General features: G+C 29.4%; 27 protein-coding genes and 1 pseudogene. 11 read left to right on the forward strand and 17 right to left on the reverse strand.

What is annotated here, in order from left to right; all coding sequences use genetic code 11:
- Positions 1 to 23: 23 nt before the first annotated feature.
- Positions 24 to 242 (reverse strand): hypothetical protein, encoded by a 219-nt coding sequence (locus DZ64_RS0104050; protein WP_024789534.1) that lies wholly within the window; start codon positions 240 to 242, stop codon positions 24 to 26.
- 95 nt (positions 243 to 337) lie between these two features.
- On the opposite strand from DZ64_RS0104050, the gene DZ64_RS0104055 reads away from it, so the two are divergent.
- The 3 genes from DZ64_RS0104055 to DZ64_RS0104065 are packed head-to-tail and all read left to right on the forward strand — an operon-like array spanning position 338 to position 1656.
- Positions 338 to 832 (forward strand): spermidine synthase, encoded by a 495-nt coding sequence (locus tag DZ64_RS0104055; protein WP_024789535.1) that lies wholly within the window; start codon positions 338 to 340, stop codon positions 830 to 832.
- A gap of 1 nt (position 833) precedes the next feature.
- Positions 834 to 1403 carry a dephospho-CoA kinase gene (coaE, locus tag DZ64_RS0104060; protein WP_024789536.1) on the forward strand — a complete coding sequence of 190 codons (570 nt, stop codon included), beginning with the start codon at positions 834 to 836 and terminating at the stop codon, positions 1401 to 1403.
- Positions 1404 to 1425: 22 nt separating this feature from the next.
- The gene (locus tag DZ64_RS0104065) at positions 1426 to 1656 is read left to right on the forward strand and encodes a hypothetical protein (RefSeq protein WP_024789537.1); all 231 of its coding nucleotides are present in this window, start codon (positions 1426 to 1428) and stop codon (positions 1654 to 1656) included.
- Here the strand turns inward: DZ64_RS0104065 and DZ64_RS0104070 are convergent.
- The 8 genes from DZ64_RS0104070 to dnaA all read right to left on the reverse strand — a co-directional run bounded on the left by DZ64_RS0104070 (position 1653) and on the right by dnaA (position 9884).
- Positions 1653 to 2540, reverse strand: coding sequence for an RsmB/NOP family class I SAM-dependent RNA methyltransferase (locus tag DZ64_RS0104070; RefSeq protein ID WP_024789538.1), 888 nt, complete (start codon positions 2538 to 2540; stop codon positions 1653 to 1655). The two genes, DZ64_RS0104065 and DZ64_RS0104070, sit on opposite strands and share 4 nt — an antisense overlap.
- A 1-nt stretch (position 2541) precedes the next feature.
- The gene (locus DZ64_RS0104075) at positions 2542 to 2928 is read right to left on the reverse strand and encodes an Hpt domain-containing protein (RefSeq protein ID WP_024789539.1); all 387 of its coding nucleotides are present in this window, start codon (positions 2926 to 2928) and stop codon (positions 2542 to 2544) included.
- Positions 2928 to 3146 carry a hypothetical protein gene (locus DZ64_RS13160; RefSeq protein WP_024789540.1) on the reverse strand — a complete coding sequence of 73 codons (219 nt, stop codon included), beginning with the start codon at positions 3144 to 3146 and terminating at the stop codon, positions 2928 to 2930. Before DZ64_RS13160 ends, DZ64_RS0104075 begins: the two co-directional genes overlap by 1 nt.
- A gap of 92 nt (positions 3147 to 3238) precedes the next feature.
- Positions 3239 to 4273: an FAD-dependent thymidylate synthase gene (locus DZ64_RS11380; RefSeq protein ID WP_024789541.1), complete on the reverse strand. Its 1035-nt coding sequence runs from the start codon at positions 4271 to 4273 to the stop codon at positions 3239 to 3241.
- Positions 4274 to 4457: 184 nt separating this feature from the next.
- Positions 4458 to 4859 (reverse strand): preQ(1) synthase, encoded by a 402-nt coding sequence (queF, locus tag DZ64_RS0104090; protein WP_024789542.1) that lies wholly within the window; start codon positions 4857 to 4859, stop codon positions 4458 to 4460.
- Between the two features lie 225 nt (positions 4860 to 5084).
- On the reverse strand, positions 5085 to 7361 hold the full coding sequence (gene gyrB / locus DZ64_RS0104095) for a DNA topoisomerase (ATP-hydrolyzing) subunit B (RefSeq protein ID WP_024789543.1): 2277 nt from the start codon (positions 7359 to 7361) through the stop codon (positions 5085 to 5087).
- A gap of 39 nt (positions 7362 to 7400) precedes the next feature.
- Positions 7401 to 8453 carry a DNA polymerase III subunit beta gene (gene dnaN, locus DZ64_RS0104100; RefSeq protein ID WP_024789544.1) on the reverse strand — a complete coding sequence of 351 codons (1053 nt, stop codon included), beginning with the start codon at positions 8451 to 8453 and terminating at the stop codon, positions 7401 to 7403.
- Positions 8454 to 8573: 120 nt separating this feature from the next.
- Positions 8574 to 9884: a chromosomal replication initiator protein DnaA gene (dnaA, locus tag DZ64_RS0104105; RefSeq protein WP_024789545.1), complete on the reverse strand. Its 1311-nt coding sequence runs from the start codon at positions 9882 to 9884 to the stop codon at positions 8574 to 8576.
- 169 nt (positions 9885 to 10053) lie between these two features.
- Here dnaA and ruvC point away from each other — a divergent pair, with 169 nt between their 5' ends.
- Genes ruvC through DZ64_RS0104120 form a run of 3 tightly spaced genes read left to right on the forward strand, consistent with a single transcriptional unit; the run spans position 10054 to position 11593 of the window.
- Positions 10054 to 10518, forward strand: coding sequence for a crossover junction endodeoxyribonuclease RuvC (ruvC, locus tag DZ64_RS0104110; RefSeq protein WP_024789546.1), 465 nt, complete (start codon positions 10054 to 10056; stop codon positions 10516 to 10518).
- Positions 10512 to 11093, forward strand: coding sequence for a trimeric intracellular cation channel family protein (locus DZ64_RS0104115; RefSeq protein WP_024789547.1), 582 nt, complete (start codon positions 10512 to 10514; stop codon positions 11091 to 11093). The genes ruvC and DZ64_RS0104115 overlap by 7 nt, the downstream gene beginning before the upstream one ends.
- Positions 11094 to 11119: 26 nt before the next feature.
- Entirely contained in the window at positions 11120 to 11593 is a 474-nt protein-coding gene (locus DZ64_RS0104120) for a host attachment protein (RefSeq protein ID WP_024789548.1), read from the forward strand.
- Here the strand turns inward: DZ64_RS0104120 and nusB are convergent.
- From nusB to kdsA, 3 genes and pseudogenes are all read right to left on the reverse strand, one after another.
- A complete protein-coding gene (gene nusB / locus DZ64_RS0104125; RefSeq protein ID WP_024789549.1) occupies positions 11571 to 11993 on the reverse strand; it encodes a transcription antitermination factor NusB in 423 nt (140 codons plus the stop codon). The genes DZ64_RS0104120 and nusB overlap by 23 nt on opposite strands.
- Positions 11994 to 12464, reverse strand: coding sequence for a 6,7-dimethyl-8-ribityllumazine synthase (ribH, locus tag DZ64_RS0104130; RefSeq protein WP_024789550.1), 471 nt, complete (start codon positions 12462 to 12464; stop codon positions 11994 to 11996).
- Between the two features lie 33 nt (positions 12465 to 12497).
- Positions 12498 to 13295, reverse strand: a pseudogene (gene kdsA, locus DZ64_RS0104135) (3-deoxy-8-phosphooctulonate synthase); the annotation flags it as partial.
- A gap of 38 nt (positions 13296 to 13333) precedes the next feature.
- On the opposite strand from kdsA, the gene DZ64_RS11385 reads away from it, so the two are divergent.
- From DZ64_RS11385 to DZ64_RS0104160, 5 genes are read left to right on the forward strand one after another with little or no spacing between them, the layout of a single operon-like run.
- Entirely contained in the window at positions 13334 to 15403 is a 2070-nt protein-coding gene (locus DZ64_RS11385; protein WP_024789552.1) for an EAL domain-containing protein, read from the forward strand.
- Positions 15403 to 16161 carry a diaminopimelate epimerase gene (gene dapF, locus DZ64_RS0104145; protein WP_024789553.1) on the forward strand — a complete coding sequence of 253 codons (759 nt, stop codon included), beginning with the start codon at positions 15403 to 15405 and terminating at the stop codon, positions 16159 to 16161. Before DZ64_RS11385 ends, dapF begins: the two co-directional genes overlap by 1 nt.
- Entirely contained in the window at positions 16142 to 16873 is a 732-nt protein-coding gene (locus DZ64_RS0104150; protein ID WP_024789554.1) for a TIGR01458 family HAD-type hydrolase, read from the forward strand. Before dapF ends, DZ64_RS0104150 begins: the two co-directional genes overlap by 20 nt.
- Positions 16874 to 16921: 48 nt before the next feature.
- A complete protein-coding gene (locus DZ64_RS0104155; protein WP_024789555.1) occupies positions 16922 to 17341 on the forward strand; it encodes a MarR family winged helix-turn-helix transcriptional regulator in 420 nt (139 codons plus the stop codon).
- Between the two features lies 1 nt (position 17342).
- A complete protein-coding gene (locus tag DZ64_RS0104160) occupies positions 17343 to 18158 on the forward strand; it encodes a peptidylprolyl isomerase (RefSeq protein ID WP_024789556.1) in 816 nt (271 codons plus the stop codon).
- Here the strand turns inward: DZ64_RS0104160 and DZ64_RS0104165 are convergent.
- From DZ64_RS0104165 to hisF, 5 genes are read right to left on the reverse strand one after another with little or no spacing between them, the layout of a single operon-like run.
- Positions 18151 to 18495, reverse strand: a complete 345-nt coding sequence (locus DZ64_RS0104165) for a DUF3343 domain-containing protein (RefSeq protein ID WP_024789557.1) — start codon at positions 18493 to 18495, stop codon at positions 18151 to 18153. The genes DZ64_RS0104160 and DZ64_RS0104165 overlap by 8 nt on opposite strands.
- Positions 18488 to 19531 (reverse strand): 23S rRNA (adenine(2503)-C(2))-methyltransferase RlmN, encoded by a 1044-nt coding sequence (gene rlmN / locus DZ64_RS10625; RefSeq protein ID WP_035003115.1) that lies wholly within the window; start codon positions 19529 to 19531, stop codon positions 18488 to 18490. The genes DZ64_RS0104165 and rlmN overlap by 8 nt, the downstream gene beginning before the upstream one ends.
- A complete protein-coding gene (locus tag DZ64_RS0104175) occupies positions 19524 to 20063 on the reverse strand; it encodes a purine-nucleoside phosphorylase (RefSeq protein WP_024789558.1) in 540 nt (179 codons plus the stop codon). Before DZ64_RS0104175 ends, rlmN begins: the two co-directional genes overlap by 8 nt.
- A 59-nt stretch (positions 20064 to 20122) precedes the next feature.
- Complete coding sequence (locus tag DZ64_RS0104180; RefSeq protein WP_024789559.1) at positions 20123 to 20599, reverse strand: hypothetical protein; 477 nt, start codon at positions 20597 to 20599, stop codon at positions 20123 to 20125.
- A gap of 14 nt (positions 20600 to 20613) precedes the next feature.
- Positions 20614 to 21375, reverse strand: a complete 762-nt coding sequence (hisF, locus tag DZ64_RS0104185; RefSeq protein WP_024789560.1) for an imidazole glycerol phosphate synthase subunit HisF — start codon at positions 21373 to 21375, stop codon at positions 20614 to 20616.
- Position 21376 lies beyond the last annotated feature (1 nt).

Genomic DNA, 21376 nt, shown 5'->3' on the forward strand with positions numbered 1-21376 from the left:
TTACAAATGTCAATGTTAAATTTTTAACTAATTTTAGGACAGGAAAGTTCTACACAGATTGTAAAATTATTCCCTTCTTCATTTACAAAAAATCTGTGTTTTTTACAATAATTTGCATTCATATAATTAGCAAGTTTCAATGCTTCAAATTCAGCTTCTTTTTTAGCCTTAAAAGTTTTTGGAAGTTCAATTGTATCTTTTTTAAAACATCCACATCTTTTTTCAATATCAACTGTATACATTTTGCTCCTTTAAGATTAATTTTATCCGAAATATATCAAAATTTTTTTGCAAAATAAATTTTTTTTGCTATATTAAGCCAAAAAAAAGGATAATAATGAGTCAAATTAAAAAAGAGATGATGGCTTTAATCGGCGCTTGTGTCAGCGAGGGAACAAAGGTTTTAGCTCCAAGTGAATTTAATAATGAGTTTAAAAAAATAATAACTGCTAAATTTGATATTTTCAATGAAGACAGCGAAGAAAAATATGATCTTATAATAGAAGATACACCCACAGATTATATAAGGATATATCAAAAACTAAACGACAAAGGCATATATATTACTACAGCTGAGAGTTTAACAGATAAGGCTTTGTTTGAAAATTTAAGCAAAGTTTTTTATATAGTGCTTCCATATTATTACATTGAAGATAATAAAATCCATGCACTTGTATTTGCAAGCAAAAAACCTCACCCTACAGCCGATATCATTAGACACAGAAGCGATTTTGTAGAAAATGCATATTATTATCATACTGACATTCATTTGGCTTCTTTTGTAATGCCAAAACATATTTTTGAAGAAATAAAAGACGTTATAAAATTATAAAATGAAAAATGAAAAATTTAAAAACGCCATTGTTTTGACAGGAGGCATAGGTACCGGCAAAAGCACCGTTGCATCTTTACTAAAACTTTACGGATATAAAATAATAGATGCAGATAAAATAAGCAGAAAAATTTTTAACACAAAAAAAGAACAGATAAAAAAAATTTTTGGAACAGATGACAGAAAAGAGCTTAGAAAAATAGTTTTTAACGACAAAGATAAATTAAAAACACTTGAAGATATAATTTTGCCGGAAGTAAAAAAACGGGTATTAGAACTTGCCAAAAAATATGAAAAAGATGGTGTTGTTTATTTTGTAGACTTGCCACTTTTTTTTGAAAAACAAAATTATCCTGAGTTTGACAAAGTTTTAGTTGTATATACCCCAAAAGATTTTCAAATAAAAAGAGTAATAAAGAGGGATAAAGTAGATGAAAAAGGGGCTTTATCAATTATAAACAATCAAATGAATATTGAAGAAAAAAAACTTAAAGCTGATTTTGTAATAGATAACTCCAAAGATTTAAAACATTTGCAAAAAGAGATTGAAAAATTTTTAAATATGCTATAATAAATTAAAAAAGGAGGGGAACATGAAAAGAACAATACCTATAGCAGAATTTCCATTAGCCCATACAAAAGAAGGGATTATTAGTATAACTCACATAGAAGAACCATACGGAGAAGGAAGTAAACCGGTTGTAAGTATAGGTATTTCAATTAACGGGGAAAAGCCTGATTGGAAAGCACATATTCCATATGAAAACATTGATGATGTAATAAGCGCTCTTCAGGCGGCAAAGGAAAAATATAAAAAAGCTTAATTTTTTTTTATTTTACAGAAGAAAAAGCCGCTATATGCTCCAGCGGGCAGAATTCTTATTGCCTTTTTTACTTCTTTGCTAAATGTTTTATCTTCCCATTTGGTTATACCTTCTTGAATATTATCAATTGGCAAATTAACTTCTAAAATTTCAGCATTAGGAAATTTATTTAATAAAAAATCAATATTTTCCTCATTTTCTTCAGGAGAAAATGTACAAGTTGCATAAATCATCTCACCGCCAGGCTTTAAAGAGTTAAAAGCAGAACTTAAAAGTTCTTTTTGTAACTTTGAAAATCTTTTTACCCTTTTTAAATTCCACCATGTAACCTCCCCGTCAATGTGTGCTTCGCTGCTGCATGGAGCATCTAAAAACACTTTATCAAACATCTCTCCTGTTGCTTTATATACAAATCTTCCGTCTTTATTATATGTCTGAATATTTTTTACACCATGTTCTTTAAAATTTCTTTTCATTCTGAAAAATCTCTTTTTATCAGGCTCAACAGCACTTACCTTTTTTGCCATCTCGCTGAAAATTAAACTCTTTCCCCCGGGGGCCGCCGCCAGATCAAAAACCCAGTCGTTTTCACTAATCCTCAAACTAAGAGCCGCAATAATTGATGAAAGGTTTTGAATATATATTTTATTTTGTGTATATGCGGATGATTTTGTTATTTTTTTTCTCTCCTCAATAGGCAAAGTATAAACATTTTCACTCCATCCTACTTTTTTAGGATTAAATCCTTCGCTTCTTAGCTCATTAATTACTTCTAAATCGGCTTTATGCCTGTTTATCCTAAAAGAAAATTCTTTTTTCTCTTTCAGACCTTTTAAAATCTGAGGATTTATTTTATTAATTCTATCTTCAAATACCTTTTGCAATTTAAACCTTTGGAAGTTTTTTTAAAATGCTCATATCCAGTTTACTTAATTCTCTATTGTTTTCAATATCTTCATACCATTTATGAATTTGAGCTGTAGCATCAAAAAGCCAATCAATTACATCTTTTGGAATTTTTTCTTTTCCTCTTACTTTGTCTAAAATATCTTCAATTAAATGGGCATAATTTGAAATTCTTTTAAGTTTCAAATATGCAGTGGCAGATTTTAAATTGTGAAACATTCTAAAAAGATCATTTACAGCTTCCGGATTGGTGTATAATCCTTCTAATAAAAGATCCAGATTATCTTCTATAACATCATAAAGCATTAAAAATTCATCTACAATTTCGCTGTCAAACTCGCTGTATAAATAATCTTTAATTCCCACTAAATTATCCTGTTATAATCCTCAAAATCCAGCTTCCATACCTTTACCCCACAAAATCTCTCTCCTTCGGGACAAACAGGTCTTAAACCTTCTTTATACCTTATTGCACAAGGAGGTAAAAAGTTTTTAGCTGCATTTAATCCAGCATCTTTTAACTGTTTAACCTGATTATATACTGTATCAAAAATTTCCTCCTGGGCATTATAACAGAGTCTCATTTGAGCCTTATGGGCAAATTCATTAAAATCATCATGTTCTATAATTTCTATATTATGGGCATTTAAAAGCGCATAAGCAGCCTTACTAAAACCTAAATTTTTTTTCTCTTTTTCAAAAAAATCATATGAATATTCAACTGCTTCTTTATATAAATATTTATCTCTATTTCAGCTATTATAATAGGAATATAAAAATCTCTTTTATAAATATCTTCAAGTTTTGCTCTTACAGCAGGTGAGCGGCGGTGTCTTTGATTTTGGGCATCAGCTGAAAGAGATAGTTTTATATATGAATTAAAGCTTCCAAGTATACTTTCATCTAAATACATACTGCTAAGCCTCATAACACCTGCATAATTTGCATTTAAATTAAAATCATAATCCACAATATCAAAAACCTTAACTTTTTCTTTTATATTATGTTTTTCTTTTATTCTCTCTATATCAATTTCTGGAAAAATTACTTTTTCATTTTCTGCAAATTCAATTAAAGGCGCTAAATTTTCATCAATTTTAAGCATTTGCTGTTTTAACTGATTTACAAAATCATTTGCTTCTTCTTTAGCTTCAGGAATTACCTTGACGGCTGTTATATATCTTAGGGCTGTAATTACATTAACTGTATGATAAAGATGGGCATTCATTCCCATTGGCAAAAGATATCTTGCAAATTCCTGTGCTTTTTTCTTTGCTGATTTTTTTTGAAATTTAGGAAGGATTTGTTCAATTACAGGAGTTAGCTTTTCTATTAATTTTTCATAATAATTAAACATTGTTTCATAATAATTTTGCCAAGATTCTTTATTACAATTTTTAGGATAAGTAAAATTATCAACTTTCATTTTTGCATATCTTTGAGATACTTGTTCTGAATTATAAAAAGGGTGAGAATGAAGTAATCTCCAAATTAAAAGCCTGCTCATTCCTTCAATTAAAAAAGTAAAATGATAATGCATTAGGGTTGTATGATGCCCTGCTTTAAAAATAGAATTTAAAAGTTCATTTTTTTTATCCCACTTAGCCACATCTTCAGGAGTTATAATATTCTTTCCAAAATAGCAGCTCCTGGCACTTCCTACTGCTATATCTGTCGGTTTATAATTAGTTTTTAGAGCCGTTATTTTCATTAGTTACCTTTAATAAAAACACTATTAATTTTTTACATTATAAAATTTATAAAAAAAATTAAAAACATTAATAAATATTCAAAGAGCAATTCAGTAAAATCACTACCTTCTTTATCTATAGTATTAAAATTTTGATATTCTTTATAAGAAAGCTTTGTAGACATAATTAAATAATTATATATATTTAAAAAAGAGGAAAAATAGAAAAATTTTTTATTTTTTCGCTGTCTATTTCAATTACTGTATGAACATTTCCTCTTGGGTTAAAATCCATTGTAATTTTCATATATTTTGGTTTTAGTTTGTTATAAAGTGTATCAAAAATTTCGTTAGCTGCATCTTCGTGGGAAATGTATCTGTTCATAAAAGAATTTATATAAAGTTTTAAGGCTTTTAACTCAACCACCCAATCATCAGGAATATATTCAAGATAAATAGTTGCAAAATCTGGATATCCGCTTCTTGGACATTTGCACATAAATTCAGGTAAAGTAATTTTAATTAAATAATTTTTTTTATTTTTATTCGGCCATATTTCCATATTGTCTGGATTAAACTCAACTATCTCTTTTTCACCGTATTTCAAAAGCACAAAGCTCTTCTTTTTTCTTTAAATTTGAATATTTTCTTAAAATAATTTCAAATATTGAAAACAAAGAAGAAAAAATAAATTATTATGTTCATAAATATTTCTTTTTAATTCGTTATAAATTTTGCTATAATTCTCTTGTTCATCTAATTTATTAGATTTATAAAAAATTTCTTTTATTCTTAGATATTCTATATCTTTATCAATTTCGCATTTTTTTCCTTATACATCTAAGTTTTCAACTTCTTTTGCATTAGCCTGGATATATTCTCTTCTCGGTGCCACTTCGCTTCCCATAAACAGTTCAAATTTTTTGGCCGCTTCTTCGGCATCTTCCATGGTTACCTGCACCAATACCCTGTTTTCCGGATTCATTGTAGTCTCCCAAAGCTGTTCTGGATTCATTTCTCCTAAACCTTTATATCTTTGTATATTAGCACCTTTTCTTGCTTTGGCAACCACCTCATCCAATAATTCCAAATAATCACCTTCAATCAAATCTTTATATTCTTTTAATTTATTAAAAATTTTTTTAGCTTCTATAAACAAAGGATGATTAAGAAGTTTTTCATCAATTGTTATCTCTTCAAGTCCTCTTGTTGTTTGAATATAATAATGATTATTATGTTTTGAAATAACATTGAATCCAATTGATTTTAGATATTCTTCAAGTCTGTCAACTCCGTCATGCTCTACCAAATATCTTATGACTTCAGGAATATTAAACCTGATTGATAATTTTTCAAGCAGCAGTTTATAATAAGCCGCATTTTTGAGTAATTCTTTGAGTTCCGGTTTTCCCACTCCTGTAATATCTATGGAATTTATACCCTGTTCAATTAAAAATTCATTCAGTTCTTTTTCGTCTTTAAGATATTTTTCAATTTTACCTTTTTTGTATCTGTATAAAGGCGGTTGGGCTATATATAAATAACCGTTTTCGATTACTTCTCTTAAATGATTAAAGAAAAATGTCATAATAAGCGTTTGGATATGGCTTCCGTCCACATCCGCATCGGTCATTATAATAATTTTATTGTATCTGATTTTTTCTATATCAAAATCAGGACCTATTCCAGTACCAAGTGCTGTAATTATGTTTTTAATCTCTTCGCTGCTCAGAGCCTTGGCATCCGTAGATTTTTGAGTATTTAAAATTTTTCCCCTAAGAGGAAGGATTGCCTGAAAAACCCTGTCACGTCCCTGTTTTGCACTACCTCCGGCACTGTCTCCTTCAACCAAATACAATTCGGATTCACCTGCATCTTTGCTTTGGCAGTCCGCTAATTTTCCAGGAAGCGTTCCGACACCGACTTTTGCCTGTTTTCTTGTCAGATCCCTTGCTCTTTTTGCGGCAAGTCTGCTTCTTGATGCTGCTATTGCTTTATCCGCTATTATTTTTGCATTGTTTGGATTTTCTTCAAAATATCTTGTTAAAAATTCATAAGTAACTTTTTGTGTAATCGGTTTTACATAGCTGCTTCCAAGTTTTCCTTTCGTCTGTCCTTCAAACTGAGGCTCGCTCATTTTAACGCTGATTATTGCATTGATTCCTTCTTTTACATCATCACCTGTAATTTTTATATTGTCTTTAAGTTTCATATTTTTATTTATATAATTAATCACCGCTTTAGAGAGCCCCGCTTTAAATCCGCTTTCATGCGTTCCTCCCTCCGGTGTTTTAATATTGTTTACAAAACTTAAAACCTTTTCATCATAACCGCTGTCATAACATAAAGCAATTTCCAAATCCAATGCTTTTTCTTCATCTTCATAACGGTCATTTGTATAAATAACATCCGTAATGCACTCTTTGTTTGTAAGAGTTTTTACAAAATCTTTTATTCCGCCTTCATAATGATAAATTTCTTTAACGCCGTCATTTTCATTTTCAAAATAAATAGTAATATTCGGATTAAGATAAGCTAATTCTTTTAGTCTTTTTTTTAGAATTTCACTTTTAAATTCAGTGGTTTCAAATATTTCATCATCCGGCCAGAATCTTATTGATGTACCTGTTCTGTTTGTATCTCCTATTATTTCTAAATCGGTTACGGGTTTGCCTCTTTCAAATTCCTGATTATATATTTTTCCGTTTCTTTTAATAGTCATTATCAGTTTTTTACTTAGGGCATTTACTACAGACACCCCTACCCCGTGGAGTCCGCCTGAAACTTTATATGTTTTATTATCAAATTTTCCTCCGGCGTGAAGTACCGTTAAAACAACGGTGGCAGCCGGTATTTTTTCGTCCGGATGTATATCAACGGGAATTCCTCTTCCGTTATCTTCTATTTCCGCACTGCCGTCTCTAAGAATTTTTACTTTTATCTTATTAGCATATCCTGCCATCGCTTCATCTATTGAATTATCAACCACTTCATAAACCAGATGATGAAGACCTCTTACACCGGTATCACCGATATACATTCCCGGTCTTTTTCTGACAGCTTCAAGTCCTTTTAGAACTCTTATATTTTTAGCTTTGTATTCACCCATATATAACCTTTAAAATATATTTATTTTATTAATATTATATCATATATTAAGAGGCATTACTATTGTCAGGAAATTCTCACTGTTTAAGATAAATGGAATATTTGGTTCGTTTAACCCCAAGATAAAATCTTCCTTATCTATTACAGTTAAAAAGTCTATTATATATCTGCTGTTGACGGCAAATGTGAATTCTTCTATATCGCAGTTGTAATCAAAACTTGTTTTAGCCTGCATACTTTCTTCTGATATACTTTCAAATTCAATTTTGTCTTTTCTTATTGTAATTTTTACTTCTGTGGAGACTATACTTATCTGTTTTAAATGTGAAAGAAATTCATTTTTATCAATTTTTAATTTATATATCAGATTTTTTGGTATAATTTTTTCATAAGTAGGAAATTTTCCGTTTATCAGTTTGGTGAAAAAGAATATGTTTTTGTTTTTTAAAATTAAATAAGTCTCGTCATAAAAAATCTTCATATCATCTCTGATAATTCTTTTAATTTCTGCAATTGAACGTTTAGGTACTATTATTTTATTTTCTTTTGCTTTTGCATTTGAATAATAAAGTGCAAGTCTTCTTGTATCGGTGGAAACAAAATTTGATTTTTCTTTTAAATCAAATAAAGCCCCGTTTAATTCATATTTCGGATTATTTGTATCGATTACCGGATAAATTTTTTTTATTGCATCTTGAAATTCATCTATTTTTATATCAATTTTTTCCAAATTATCTGTTGTTGGAAATTCAGGAAATTGGTTAGGATCGAATGAAATTAACTTATATACGGAGGTGTCTTGGATTATTGTTATTTTTTCATTTTCGGAAATTATTTCAATTTCTTTGTTTTTAAGGGCTTTTACGATATTGTTTATTTTTTTTGCATTTAGTGTTATTTTACCTTTTTTTAATATTTTACATTTTGTTGATAGCTTTATTCCTATTTCTTTATCTGTGGCTTTTATAGTTAGTTCTTCATCTGCTTCTAATAAAATATGTGATGTTATCTGGGTGTTGTCTTTTTTTTCAGTAAAACCCATTATATTTGATAATATGCTTTCTATTAACGGTTTTTCAATTTTGATATGCATTGTTTCTCCTTTTTAAATTTCTTTAATAGTAATAATAAGCAGCGTTAATATGTGAAAAACTTTATTTTTTACCATTATATCTAATTTCTCTTGGTGAATGTGAAAATTTTTTTGTTCACATTATTCACTTTTTTTAAGTTGTATTTTACTTTTTAGTTCTTCTATTTTCATTCTGAAATCCGCGTCTTCTTTTAATTTTTTGTTAAAACTTTTTATAGCATGGCTTACTGCACTGTGATCTTTGAGACCAAAATATTTCGCAATTTTAGGAGTTGATTCCTGGGTAAATTCTCTTGCAAGGTAAATTGCGCATCTTCTTGCCTGAACAATATTTCTGTTTCTGCTTTTTGAACTTATTTCACTTGGTTTTATATTGAATTCTTTTGCAATTAATTCTATTATATCCTCGAGTGTAATATTTTCTTTTTTATCTTTTATATGTTCTTTTAGCGCCTGTTTTGCAAAATCGAGAGTAATTTTGTTTACTCCGAGAATTTTGGACATTGCATTTATTTTTGTAATCATCCCTTCAATTTCACGTATATTGGAATCGAGTTTTGTAGCAATATATTCTATTATTTCATCAGGCAGGTAAATTCCGTTAAGCTCGCATTTTTTTCTTATTATTTCTATTTTTGTTTCAAGTTCAGGAGGTTGAATATCTACTATAAGTCCTGCTTCAAATCTGCTTCTGAGTCTGTCTACCAGGTCATAAAGTTTTTTGGGAGGTCTGTCCGCTGTTAGGCAGATTTGTTTTTTTTGATTATACAGTTCATTGAATGTATGGAAAAATTCTTCCTGGGTCTGTTCTTTCCCGGCAAAAAACTGAACATCGTCGATAAGCAGCACATCGCAGTTTCTGTATTTTTCGTGAAATCTCTCGGGTGTTTTCATTCTTATGTTTTCTATAAATTCGTTCATAAATTGTTCGCTTGTTACATATAATACATTAAGTCTATTTTTGAGATAATTTCCAATTGCCTGGAGCAGGTGCGTTTTTCCGAGTCCGACACCTCCGTATATAAACAGCGGGTTGTAATTTTTTCCTGGGTTTTCAGCTACACTTTTTGCAGCTGTGTATGCAAACTGGTTTGAGGGTCCCACTATAAAACTCTCAAACGTATATTCGGGAATCAGGACACTGATTTGGGTAAGGGAAGGGGTGGCTTCAATATTTGTAATTTTAGGTTTTATTTTTCCGGTTATAATTTCAATATTGGGTTTTATTCCCGTTTCTTTTTCATAAAGTGAAATTATTTTATTTAAAAATTTTCTTTTTATATAGCTTGCTATGAAAATATTTGCGGCTTTGATTATCAGATGCGATGATGATGAATTTTCTTCATCGAGTGTTAAATTTTTTAAAAATTTATTATAATTCACAGGATTTTCACTTTTTAAGTGTTTTTTTATTTTTTCAAATAAGTTCAATTTAAACCTTTGTATAAATTTTGTGAAAATTTTTTTATTCACATGTTGAAAAATTTGTGAAAATTTATGTGAATTTAATTTTATCATAACCTAAAATAAATGTCTATATAAGTTATTCACATTGTGAAAAAGATGTGAATAAAAACTGAATTAATTGTGAAAGGAAATAATGAAAATATTGGGAATCGATCCCGGAACCATCAGATGCGGATATGCAATTATTGAAACAAAGCCCAAAATTCATCTGATAGATGCGGGAATTATAAAAATAAAAGAAAAAGAGTTACAGTATCAATTGTCCGAACTTATAGAAGGGATTGATAATATATATCAAAATGATATAGACGATGTCGCAATAGAAAATATTTTTTATGCGTTTAACCCTAAAACTGTTCTTAAACTGGCCCAGTTTAGAGGGGCTTTGAGTCTTAGGGTTTTGCAAATCCATGGGAATTTTTTTGAATATACCCCACTCCAGGTTAAAAAAGCTGTAACAGGAAACGGAAAAGCCGCAAAAGAGCAGGTTGCATTTATGGTTAAAAAAATTTTGGGTATAAAAGGTGAAATCAAACCTTTTGATATTACCGATGCAATTGCTGTGGCAATTACCCACGCTCAGAGGATAAAATGTTAGAAATAGCGGATATTATAGGCATAATAGCTTTTTCAATCAGCGGATTCATAATAGGCGTTAAAAATAGGCTTGATATGCTTGGAATAATTTTAAGCGCTTTTTTTACAGCGCTCGGGGGAGGGATTATCAGGGATTTATTGACTCATAGAAATATTTTTGCTTTTAATAATTCTTTTGCAGGGAGCATGGTTTTAATAGTTGTAATTATAGGAATTTATTTAAAATTTCATCAAAAAAATATTGAAAATAAAACTATTTTTATTTTAAGCGATGCGATAGGGCTTTCCTCTTTTTCTATTTCCGGGGCTTTAGCGGCAATAAATGCTGGGTTTAATATTTTCGGTGTTGTTTTTTTGGCTTTAATAACAGCTGTGGGTGGCGGAATGATAAGAGATATTATGATAAATGAGGTTCCTTTTATATTAAGAGAAAAATTTTACGGAAGCATCAGCATTATTATTGGTTTTATAATTTATTTTTTTAATTATAATTTTTTGATACCGTTTATTTTTATTTTTGGAATAATTTTAAGAATTTTTGCATATATTTATGATTGGCATTTGCCAAAAATTTAAGTATAATTTAAAAAAAAAGGAGTAATATGAAAGTAGGAGATTTAGTTATAGTTGCAGGACTTGGAGAAATTAAAGCATATATTGCCTCTCCAAGAACACCGGAAGCCGAAGCCGGTTTAAAACCTGAAGAAATCAAACTTGATTTTGTAAGAGGTATAGATGTGGTCGAATCCCATAAAAAACTTCAGGATTTAATTACAGACACAACCGGCACGACGTATAAGCCAGGATTTTTAGATAGAGCCACAAGTGGGGAAAAACATACCCTAAAACAGGAAATTATAAATGAAGCCGTAAAAGATGTGGCCGAAGATATTGATTTAATAATAAATGAACTTGGAGAAAAAAAAGTGTTTTTATCTCTTCCTAAAATTTATGCCAAAGATATTTTGGAAAAACTTAAAAATAAAGATAAAATTTTCAGGGTAGTTGAAAAAGATTTATTAAAAACAGATAAAAACAGACTACCTGAAGAATTTAAGCCAGAGATTTTAAAATAATCTCTTTCTCTTTTGCCACTTTATCCAAAATACCGTTAATAAAACCTTTTGATTTGTCTTCTGAGAAGTTTTTGGCTATTTTAATCGCTTCGTTTATAACTATCTGATAAGGTGTGTCGGTAAAAAGTATTTCATAAACACCAAGTCTTAAAATCTGTTTGTCAATCTTATCAAGTCTCTCAAAATCCCAGTCTATTAAATGATTTTTTATTATTTCATCTATTTTGTCTAAATTTTCTATTATTCCTTTTAATAATTTTTTGGCAAACCCTGCTTTGGCATCTTTTACTTTTTTGTCTTTTAATATTTCTTCAAACTGGTTAAAAGCATCGTCATTTCCCATTTCTTTTGCATATAATGTTTGAATGACGGCTTCTCTTGCATGTGTGATTGTGGCCATTTATTCTCCTAAATTTTTATATAAATTTATCATTTCAATAAGTCCTGTCATTGCTTCAAAACCTTTGTTTCCGGCTTTTGTTCCTGCCCTTTCTATGGCCTGTTCTATTGTATCTGTGGTTAAAAGGCCAAATGTCACAGGTGTGTTTGAATGTAAGGTGGTATTTGCTATTCCTTTTGTGGCTTCTGCCGCCACATAATCAAAATGAGGGGTTGCCCCCCTGATTACCGCCCCCACACAAACAATTCCGTCAAATTTATTTAATTTTAGCGCTCTTTTTAGGGCAAACGGAATTTCAAATGCACCTGGAACTAAAATAAGGCTCAAATTTTCTTCCTTTCCTCCGTTTCTTAAAAATGCATCTTTTGCCCCTTCTACTAATCTGTCCGTAATTAAATGATTAAATCTGCTTGCTATTATTGCAATTTTTTCGCTACCTGTTATTTGTAAATTTCCTTCAATTACTTTCATACTATTCCTTTCTCTTAATTTTCCATTATTAATTTATTTGCATTTATTTATACAATCAATGTCTTTTAAAATGGTTTCCAACGTTTCAGGCGTAATCATATTAGGTCCGTCGCTTAAAGCCTCATCTGGATTGTAATGTGTTTCAAAGAAAAATCCGTCAACCCCAACCGCTGCGGCAGCTTTACTTAAATATGGCACGAATTCCCTTTTACCGCTGCTTTTTCCCCCGGCGCCGCCCGGCATCTGAACGCTGTGTGTTGCATCAAAAATAACAGGTGCGTAATTTCTCATAATAACCAGACTTCTCATATCAACCACTAAATTTCCATATCCGAATGTGGTGCCTCTTTCAGTTAACCATACATCGTATTTTTTTGAATTTTCGTATGTGGCTTCTTTTATCCCTCTTGTTTCAAGCACTTTTAAAACAGAATATTTCATATCGGCCGGATTCATAAACTGGCCTTTTTTAATATTAACTATTTTATCTGTTTTTGCGGCTTCGGTTAATAAATCCGTCTGGCGGCAAAGAAACGCCGGAATTTGAAGAACATCCACAACCTCAGCTGCTTTTTGAACCTGCCATGTTTCATGAACATCAGTTAAAAGTTTGTATCCGAATTTTTCTTTTACTGCATTTAATATCTCAAGCCCCTTGTCAATTCCGGGGCCTCTATAAGAATTTAATGAAGTTCTGTTGGCTTTATCAAAGCTTGCTTTAAAATAAAAATCGTATTTTTCTTTGTATGGTTTTAGATATTCCGCAATTTTAAAAATCTGTTCTTTACTTTCTATTACGCAGGGTCCTGAAATTAATATCATAAGCTGCCTTTTTTTGGTATGATTATAACATAATAAAAAGGAGCTGAATGACCAGAAAAGTTAAAAAAATATCTTTGCAGATTTTTTTATTGCCTATTTTAATGACACTATTTGCGGTTGTTGTTTCTTATGTTTCTGTTTTTATCACGCTTGATGGTTATTTTAAAAAACAGCAGATTCAAACTCAAAAAGAATTTTTCAAAGACCTTAAAACAACTACCAAAATCAGGGTTGATATAGCTTATAATATTTTAGCCACAATATATAATGAAGAAATTCAAAAATGTAATGAACAGCATATTCCAAAAAATATTTGTAAACAGAAAATTTTAAAAAAAATAGTAAAAATTTTTGATAATTTCAGATGGCCCAACAAAGGTTATATTTTTATTTTGGATTTTTACGGAAACACATTATATCATCCCGACCATGGTTTAATGAAAATAAACAGATGGAATTTAACAAGAAACGGAATAAAAGTGTTTCAGCTTTTGGTAAATGAAGCCAAAAAACATCCTGACGGAACATATGTAAGATATTTGGGATACAATTTTAACAAAAAGCCTGTGTGGAAAGTTTCTTATGTTAAAGTTTTTAAACCGTTTGACGCATTGGTGGGAAGCGGGGTATATATTAATTTTTTGAATGAAAGATTGGTGGAACTTCAAAAAAAACAGCAGCAGTTATTTAAAGAAATGAGTAAAAAATTAAAAATTTTCAGTTTTTTAATTTTATTTGTTTCTTTAATTATTTCATATATTCTGGCAAAAATAGTTCAAAAAATGTTTTTGGATTATGAAAAAGAAATTGAAAAAGAACAGTTAAAAATAAGAGAAAAAAGCATTACGGACAATTTAACAGGGCTTTTTAACAGAAATTATTTAAAATATGTATTTGGAATATTACAGGCTAAAATTAAAAGAGAAAATAAAAAACTGGCCATTTTGTTTATAGATTTGGATTACTTTAAAGAAGTTAATGACACTTTGGGACATAAATATGGAGATATCTTATTAAAGGTAATTTCAAAAAGATTAAAAAATGTTTTAAGAAAAGACGATATTTTAATCAGATTCGGCGGGGATGAGTTTCTTGTTTTTATTCCTTATAATAAAATTGATGAGGTTTTAATTGTTATTGACAGGCTTAAAAAGGCTATAAAAGAAAAAATTTTAATAAACACTAAAGAAATTAATATAGATTCGAGCATAGGTGTTTCTGTTTATCCGGTTGACAGCGAAGATTTGAATGATTTGATTAAATATGCCGATATGGCAATGTATGAAGCAAAAAGAAAAGGTAAAGGAAATTTTGAATTTTATAAAAAAGAGTTAGGTGAAAAAATTAAAGAAAAAACCGAATTAAAAAGGGATTTAATAAAAGCAATAGAAAATGAAGAGTTTGATATTTATTTTCAGCCGAAAGTTTCAAAAGATGAACACTTATATGGAAGTGAAGTGCTGATAAGATGGAATCATCCTAAAAAAGGTCTGTTAACTCCCGATAAATTTTTGCAAATCGCATATGAAAAAAAATTAATCAAAAATATTGATTTAATTGTGCTGAAAAAAGCTATCAATCAATATATAAAATGGCAGGAAGATGGTTATAATCCCGGGAAAATCAGCTGCAATATTACTATGATAGATTTGCAGGACAATAATTTTATAAATCAAATAGAAGCTGTTTTGAACGATAATGATTTTGATTCTAAAAATCTGATTTTAGAAGTTACAGAAGAGAGTATAATGAAAAATCCACAAAAAAGTGTTGGTTGTTTAAACAGGCTGAGAAATTTGGGAATAGGAATTTCCATTGACGATTTTGGGACAGGTTATTCATCTTTATCATACCTTAAAAAATTTCCGTTAACAGAATTGAAGATAGACAAAACTTTTGTAAAAGATATAAGTATAGACAGGGATGACGAAGAAATAGTGAGAATTATTATTTTACTTGGAAGAGTCCTTAATTTATCAATTGTCGCAGAAGGGGTTGAAACAAACAGACAAAAGGAATTTTTATTATTGGAAGGTGTTGACATTATTCAAGGATATTTGTATTCTCCCCCGATTAACGCAGAAGAATTTGAAGAAAAATTTCTAAAAGGATTTTAATGGTTGTAAGTAAATATAATGCAAGTGGAAACGATTTTGTAATTTTTCATACATTTAAAAAAATAAACAGAAGTAATCTGGCAAAAGCTTTATGCGACAGATTCGAAGGGATAGGAGCGGACGGTCTTATTGTAATTTTACCTCATGATAAATATGATTTTGAATGGCAGTTTTATAATTCAGACGGAAGTGAGGCTGAAATGTGTGGGAACGGGAGCAGGGCGGCCGCTCATTATGCGTATTATAATAATCTTACAGATAATAAAATGCGGTTTTTAACCCTTGCAGGAGTTATAGAGGCGCATGTAGAAGGAAATATTGTAAAAACACAGTTGAGTCCTTATAAATTTATTGGAAAATATGAAGATTTTGGGGAAAAATTTACAATATATAATACAGGAGTGCCTCATATTGTAATTTTAGAAGATATAAATAATTTTGATAAAAAATTAGCTAAGAATTTAAGAGAAAAATATAATGCAAATGTAAACTGGGCCGAAGTTAGGGATAATAAACTTTTTGTAAGAACTTATGAAAGAGGAGTTGAAGATGAAACACTTGCATGCGGTACGGGTATGTGTGCAAGCTTTTTGGTTGCGAGAGATAATAATTTAATAAAGGACAGTATAAAGGTTTATCCAAAAAGCAAGGAAGAGCTTGAAATTATTATAAATAATGACAGACTTTATTTAAAAGGAAAAGTAAAACAGTGTTTTACTGCGGTATTGGAGGGAAAAAATGAAAGGGATTTTATGTGATATAGGAGGGGTTTTATATGAAGGAAATAAAGTAATTGACGGGGCGATAGAGACAATAGATTATTTGAAAAGCAGGTATAAAATCAGATTTTTGTCTAATTCTTCAAGAAACACACCTGAAAAAATTTATGAAAAACTTAAAAATTTTGGATTCAATATTGAAAGAAAAGAAATTTTCACTGCCCTTTACGCAGTTAAGAAATATTTAATTAAACATGGCAAAAAAGCCTTTATAATAGCAACGGACGAGGCGGAAGAATATTTAAAAGAGTTAAAAGGTGAGGGCAGTGTGGTAATAGCGGACGCATATAAAAATTTTTCTTATGACAATTTGAATATTGCTTTTAGAAAAATAATGGACGGTGCCGAATTTCTGGCAACGAATAAAAACAGATATTTTAAAGACAACGGCGGGTTGTCACTTGATGCGGGGGCATTTGTAAATGCATTGGAATATTCAAGCGAAATTGAGGCTAAAATACTTGGAAAACCAAGCTGTGAATTTTTTAATGAAGCAATAGATGATATGGAATTAAATAAAAACGAGGTAATAATGATAGGAGATGATATCGAAAGTGATATAACAGGCGCTAAAAAATGTGGGATTAAAACAGTTTTGGTAAAAACAGGCAAATTTAAAAAAGCCGATTTGAAAAAAGCAAAACCGGACTTTTTAATTGAATCAATAAAAGAAATAGTAAGTATTTTATAAATTTTTTTGTTTTTGATACAATTCTAAGTAAATTGACGAAGGAAAATTATGCATTTTAATATAGAAAATTCTATAGCTCTTAAATTATCCAATACACTCAATTCTTTAAGAAAAGCTTTTAACAAGGAAATTAAAGATTTTGGTATATCAAGTGAGCAATATGCATTTCTTAAATTGATAAGCATTAAAAATTTAACGCCTTCTGAAATTGCGGATATTTTAAATAAAGATAAAGCAGCCATAACAAGATTTATTATTGCGTTGGAAAAAAAAGATTTAATAAAAAAGGAAAATATAGATAAACGTTCTTATAAATTAATATTAAAAGAAAAAGGCAGAAAAATTTTAGATAAAGTTGATAAAAAAGCTTTGGAATTTAGAAAAAAAATAGAACAGAATATACCGGAAGAAAAAATTGGGTGTTTGTTTGAAACATTGGGAAAAATAGAAAAAATAATGAAGGAATGAAATGAAAAAATATTTATTAATAGGATTGTTGATTATGGGTCTAAATGCTAAAACAGTTGACAAAGTTATTGCAAATGTGGAGGGTGAGCCCATTACTTCATATGAGTTAAACAGTTTTGCCAAAAACAGTAATCTCTCTAAAGAAAAGGCTTTGTCTGTTTTGATTGATCAAAAATTAATTGAAAGTGAAATAAAAAAAAGAGGAATAAATGTGGACGATTTTGAAATAGAAAATGAAATGGAGAAAATTGCAAAACAAAACGGTATGGATTTGTTTCAGTTTAAAAATATATTGACCCAAAAAGGCAAACTAAATAAATTAAGAAAAGAGATAAAAAACAATCTTTTGAAAAGAAAATTGTTTGAGCAGATTATTCAGACCAAACTTAGAATTGCACCAAGCGAAATAACGGATTATTATAAAAAGCATAAAAAAGATTTTACTATTTTTGATTCCATTCAGGTTATAAAATATTCTGCCAATAATCCTGAACTTTTGAAAAAGATAAAAGAAAATCCGTTAATAAACAATCCCTTAATAAGTACCAAAAATTTGGTTTTAAATTCTGATAATATGCCTTTATCGCTTATTTTTATTTTAAAAGATATAAAAGAGGGTGGATATTCCCCTATTTTCAACGACGGGGCAAATTATTCTATGTTTTATGTTGTAAAAAAAGAAGGTGAAAAAACAATGCCTTTGGAAAAAGTAAAAAACTTAATTTACTCAAAATTGGCCCAGCAAAAACAGGAAATCATTTTAAAAACATATTTTGATAGGCTTAAAAACAGGGCTGATATAGAAATATTTAACTAACCCTGCAGCTTTTAGCTTCTATATTCCCCTCTATTTTTTTTGGTTTTTTATTCTCATATTTATAAATTTCATAATTTATATCTCTGTTTTTTAAAATATTTTTTATTTTTTCTTTTTCTTTTGTTAGAATTGCTACCCCGCAATCTTTAAAAATATCATTTGGGACAGGAATTGATTTTATATTTTCTTTTTGTAAAATTTTTTCAGCTTTTAACCCTGATTCAATTGAATCAAAATGAAAATAATAATATTCATTAAGATTATCATGTATTAATTTATAATAAAATTCTTTTAAATGAAGTCTTATCCCATCTGCTAAATATTTAAGTTCAGCCATTTTTTTCCTTTAATTTTTTTTCTCTCAGTTGACCGCAGGCAGCTGAAATATCCATTCCCTTACTTTTTCTTATTGTACACATAATTCCTTTATTTATCAGATAATCTTGGAACTTTTTCATACTTTCTTCGTCAGGCCTTTTAAAATCTGTTCCGGGATAGGGGTTAAAATAAATCAAATTAACCTTACTTGGAATTCCGTTTAATAATTTTACCAATTTTTTAGCGGCATTTATGTCATCATTTACATTTTTAATAACTAAATATTCAAACATTACTTTTTTTCTTTTGTCTATTGGAAATTCTTTAATGGCGTCTATAACGCTTTTGATGTTATATGCTTTATTCATAGGAATTAGTTTTTCTCTTGTTTCATCATCAACAGCATGAAGGGAAATTGCTAAATTAACCCCTAAATTTTCTTCTCCCAATTTTTTTATTTTTGGTGCAATACCGGAAGTTGAGACAGTTTGTCTTCTTGTTGAAATATTCATCCCGTCCGGATGTGAAATAATTTTAATTGCTTTTATTAAATTATTATAATTATCAAGAGGTTCGCCCATACCCATATAAACAATATTTAGTGCTTTGTTCTCATCAAAATTTTTAAATTTTTTCATCCACCAGACTTGTCCGACAATTTCCCCTGCGCTTAAATTTCTAACAAATCCCCCTTTTGCAGTCAAACAAAAAGCACATCCAACTTTACATCCAACTTGAGTTGAAACGCATACTGTATATTTGTTCTCTTTCATTTTAATTAGCACTGTTTCCACCGTTCTTCCGTCAATTAACTTAAATAAAAATTTTTCTGTCTCATCACTTGAAATCTCATGGTTTATAAGTTCAAATGGATTTATTATAAATTCTTTTGAAAGTTTTTCTCTTAAAATTTTTGGAATATTTTGCATTTTTTCAAATTCATCTATATATTTTCTGTATATCCACTGGTATAATTGTTTTATTCTGAATTTTGGCTCAATTCCCATTTCGAGCAGTTCTTCAGGTAAATAATCCATAAACTGTTTTTTAAGCATTAATTTCCTTTATTATTTTTTCATCAGTTAGATATTTAATTAATTTTTCTTTTGCTTTTTTTATATTTCGGCTGTATTCTTTATGTGCATTTTTAAAACAGTAATTTGTAATTACAAAAATGCCAATTGCGGGAATATTAAATTCTTTTGCCACTTTGAGTACAGAAAAAAATTCCATATTTTCAGCATCAATATTCAATGAAAGATATTTTTTTGAAATTTTTTTACTTGTTGTTATATAATTTGATGAATTTATAATTGTTTCACGTGAAACAGAAAGAGAAATTACATTTTCAATCGGTGTGTAACATTTTTGATTTAAAAGACAGTGTTCTATATTTGAAGCGGTTTTTGTTTTTATTATTTCAAAAGGTTTTATTTTTCCATAACTTCCGGCACTGCCTATGAATATTATAATATCAGGTTTGTCAAAAAGACACAATCTTGTCAAATTTACAGCACTTTCTATCAGTCCTATACCAATAGGATAAGCGAAATTAAAAACTTCCTGATTTCCGGCTGAAATAATCACCGATTTTTTATTTTTCATTGTTATTCTCCATTTATTATAAATAGTTTCACGTGAAACATTTATTTACAATCCAATGTAATTTTATATCTTAATTTTATTTCTGTCGGTTTTAAAACAATTTTTTCCTCGTCCGAATTTAAAAAAATAATATTTTTTATTTTACATGATTTATAAATGTTTGATAGTTTTTTAATAATTTGATACTGAAATTGGTCCATATCAACAACGGCAATTTTAATGTATTTAAATTTTGCGTCTTTTGGGGCATAAAATTTATTATTCAGGTAATTTTCAACTTCTCTGGTATCTTTTATAATATAACAACCGTTTTTTGTTCTGTAAAATTTAAAAGGAAATATTAAATTTTCTTTTGTCTGAATTAAAACGGCATCTTCATTTGGAATAATAAATTTTTTTTCTATTTTTATAAATTTAACATTAAAAGCATTTAAAATTAAAGGTAACAATAAAATTATTTTCCATTTTCCATCATAGCCGCTTTTCAAGCGGCCAGATGAGCAAAGCTCATTTTTCATTTTTCATTCTCCATTTAAATTCTCACGCTTATATTGTTTTGCTGTAAATATTTTTTAAGGTCCATTATCTCTATTTCTCTAAAATGAAAAATACTTGCCGCTAATGCAGCATCTGCCGAATGTTCAAAAACTTCTTTGAAATGCTCCATTTTTCCTGCCCCTCCGCTGGCAATAACAGGTACGTTGAGCATTTTTGAAATAATTTCCGTTATTTGAATATCAAATCCTGCTTTTGTCCCGTCTGTATCCATTGATGTTAAAAGTATTTCCCCCGCACCTCTGTCTACTACCTCCTTTGCCCAGATAATAGCATCAAGTCCTGTGTCTTCACGGCCTCCTTTTATAAAAACATTCCATTTTTGAGGCGCTACTTTTTTTACATCTATTGCAACTACTATACACTGGCTTCCAAATCTTTTCGCCCCTTCATTTATAAAATCCGGATTTTTTACAGCGGCTGAATTTACTGAAACCTTATCGCATCCCACGTTTAATAAATTATAAATATCATCAAGTTCGCTTATACCCCCTCCTACTGTTAAAGGTATAAAAACTTCTTTTGCCACGTTTTTGATAATATCAATTATAGGTTTTCTTTTTTCATGGCTTGCGTTTATATCAAGAAAAGTCAGTTCATCCGCTCCTTCTTCATTATATCTTATTGCAGCTTCAACAGGGTCACCTGCATCGCGCAAGCCTACAAAATTTACCCCTTTTACAACCCTTCCTTCTTTAACATCAAGACAGGGAATTATTCTTTTTGCAAAATATTCCATA

This window comes from Lebetimonas sp. JH292, from assembly GCF_000523275.1.
Taxonomy (GTDB): domain Bacteria; phylum Campylobacterota; class Campylobacteria; order Campylobacterales; family Nautiliaceae; genus Lebetimonas.

Excerpts from the sequence above, each read along its gene's own strand:
- hisF (WP_024789560.1), bottom strand. The coding sequence starts at position 21,375 with ATGGAATATTTTGCAAAAAGAATAATTCCCTGTCTTGATGTTAAAGAA.
- DZ64_RS11380 (WP_024789541.1), bottom strand. The coding sequence starts at position 4,273 with ATGAAAATAACGGCTCTAAAAACTAATTATAAACCGACAGATATAGCA.
- DZ64_RS0104155 (WP_024789555.1), top strand. The coding sequence starts at position 16,922 with ATGCATTTTAATATAGAAAATTCTATAGCTCTTAAATTATCCAATACA.
- DZ64_RS0104115 (WP_024789547.1), top strand. The coding sequence starts at position 10,512 with ATGTTAGAAATAGCGGATATTATAGGCATAATAGCTTTTTCAATCAGC.
- DZ64_RS13160 (WP_024789540.1), bottom strand. The coding sequence starts at position 3,146 with ATGAGACTCTGTTATAATGCCCAGGAGGAAATTTTTGATACAGTATAT.
- gyrB (WP_024789543.1), bottom strand. The coding sequence starts at position 7,361 with ATGGGTGAATACAAAGCTAAAAATATAAGAGTTCTAAAAGGACTTGAA.
- DZ64_RS0104165 (WP_024789557.1), bottom strand. The coding sequence starts at position 18,495 with ATGGCTGAACTTAAATATTTAGCAGATGGGATAAGACTTCATTTAAAA.
- DZ64_RS0104050 (WP_024789534.1), bottom strand. The coding sequence starts at position 242 with ATGTATACAGTTGATATTGAAAAAAGATGTGGATGTTTTAAAAAAGAT.
- nusB (WP_024789549.1), bottom strand. The coding sequence starts at position 11,993 with ATGGCCACAATCACACATGCAAGAGAAGCCGTCATTCAAACATTATAT.
- dnaN (WP_024789544.1), bottom strand. The coding sequence starts at position 8,453 with ATGCATATCAAAATTGAAAAACCGTTAATAGAAAGCATATTATCAAAT.
- DZ64_RS0104160 (WP_024789556.1), top strand. The coding sequence starts at position 17,343 with ATGAAAAAATATTTATTAATAGGATTGTTGATTATGGGTCTAAATGCT.
- ruvC (WP_024789546.1), top strand. The coding sequence starts at position 10,054 with ATGAAAATATTGGGAATCGATCCCGGAACCATCAGATGCGGATATGCA.
- DZ64_RS0104120 (WP_024789548.1), top strand. The coding sequence starts at position 11,120 with ATGAAAGTAGGAGATTTAGTTATAGTTGCAGGACTTGGAGAAATTAAA.
- rlmN (WP_035003115.1), bottom strand. The coding sequence starts at position 19,531 with ATGCTTAAAAAACAGTTTATGGATTATTTACCTGAAGAACTGCTCGAA.
- dapF (WP_024789553.1), top strand. The coding sequence starts at position 15,403 with ATGGTTGTAAGTAAATATAATGCAAGTGGAAACGATTTTGTAATTTTT.
- DZ64_RS0104055 (WP_024789535.1), top strand. The coding sequence starts at position 338 with ATGAGTCAAATTAAAAAAGAGATGATGGCTTTAATCGGCGCTTGTGTC.
- coaE (WP_024789536.1), top strand. The coding sequence starts at position 834 with ATGAAAAATGAAAAATTTAAAAACGCCATTGTTTTGACAGGAGGCATA.
- DZ64_RS0104065 (WP_024789537.1), top strand. The coding sequence starts at position 1,426 with ATGAAAAGAACAATACCTATAGCAGAATTTCCATTAGCCCATACAAAA.
- DZ64_RS0104150 (WP_024789554.1), top strand. The coding sequence starts at position 16,142 with ATGAAAGGGATTTTATGTGATATAGGAGGGGTTTTATATGAAGGAAAT.
- DZ64_RS0104180 (WP_024789559.1), bottom strand. The coding sequence starts at position 20,599 with ATGAAAAATGAGCTTTGCTCATCTGGCCGCTTGAAAAGCGGCTATGAT.
- ribH (WP_024789550.1), bottom strand. The coding sequence starts at position 12,464 with ATGAAAGTAATTGAAGGAAATTTACAAATAACAGGTAGCGAAAAAATT.
- DZ64_RS11385 (WP_024789552.1), top strand. The coding sequence starts at position 13,334 with ATGACCAGAAAAGTTAAAAAAATATCTTTGCAGATTTTTTTATTGCCT.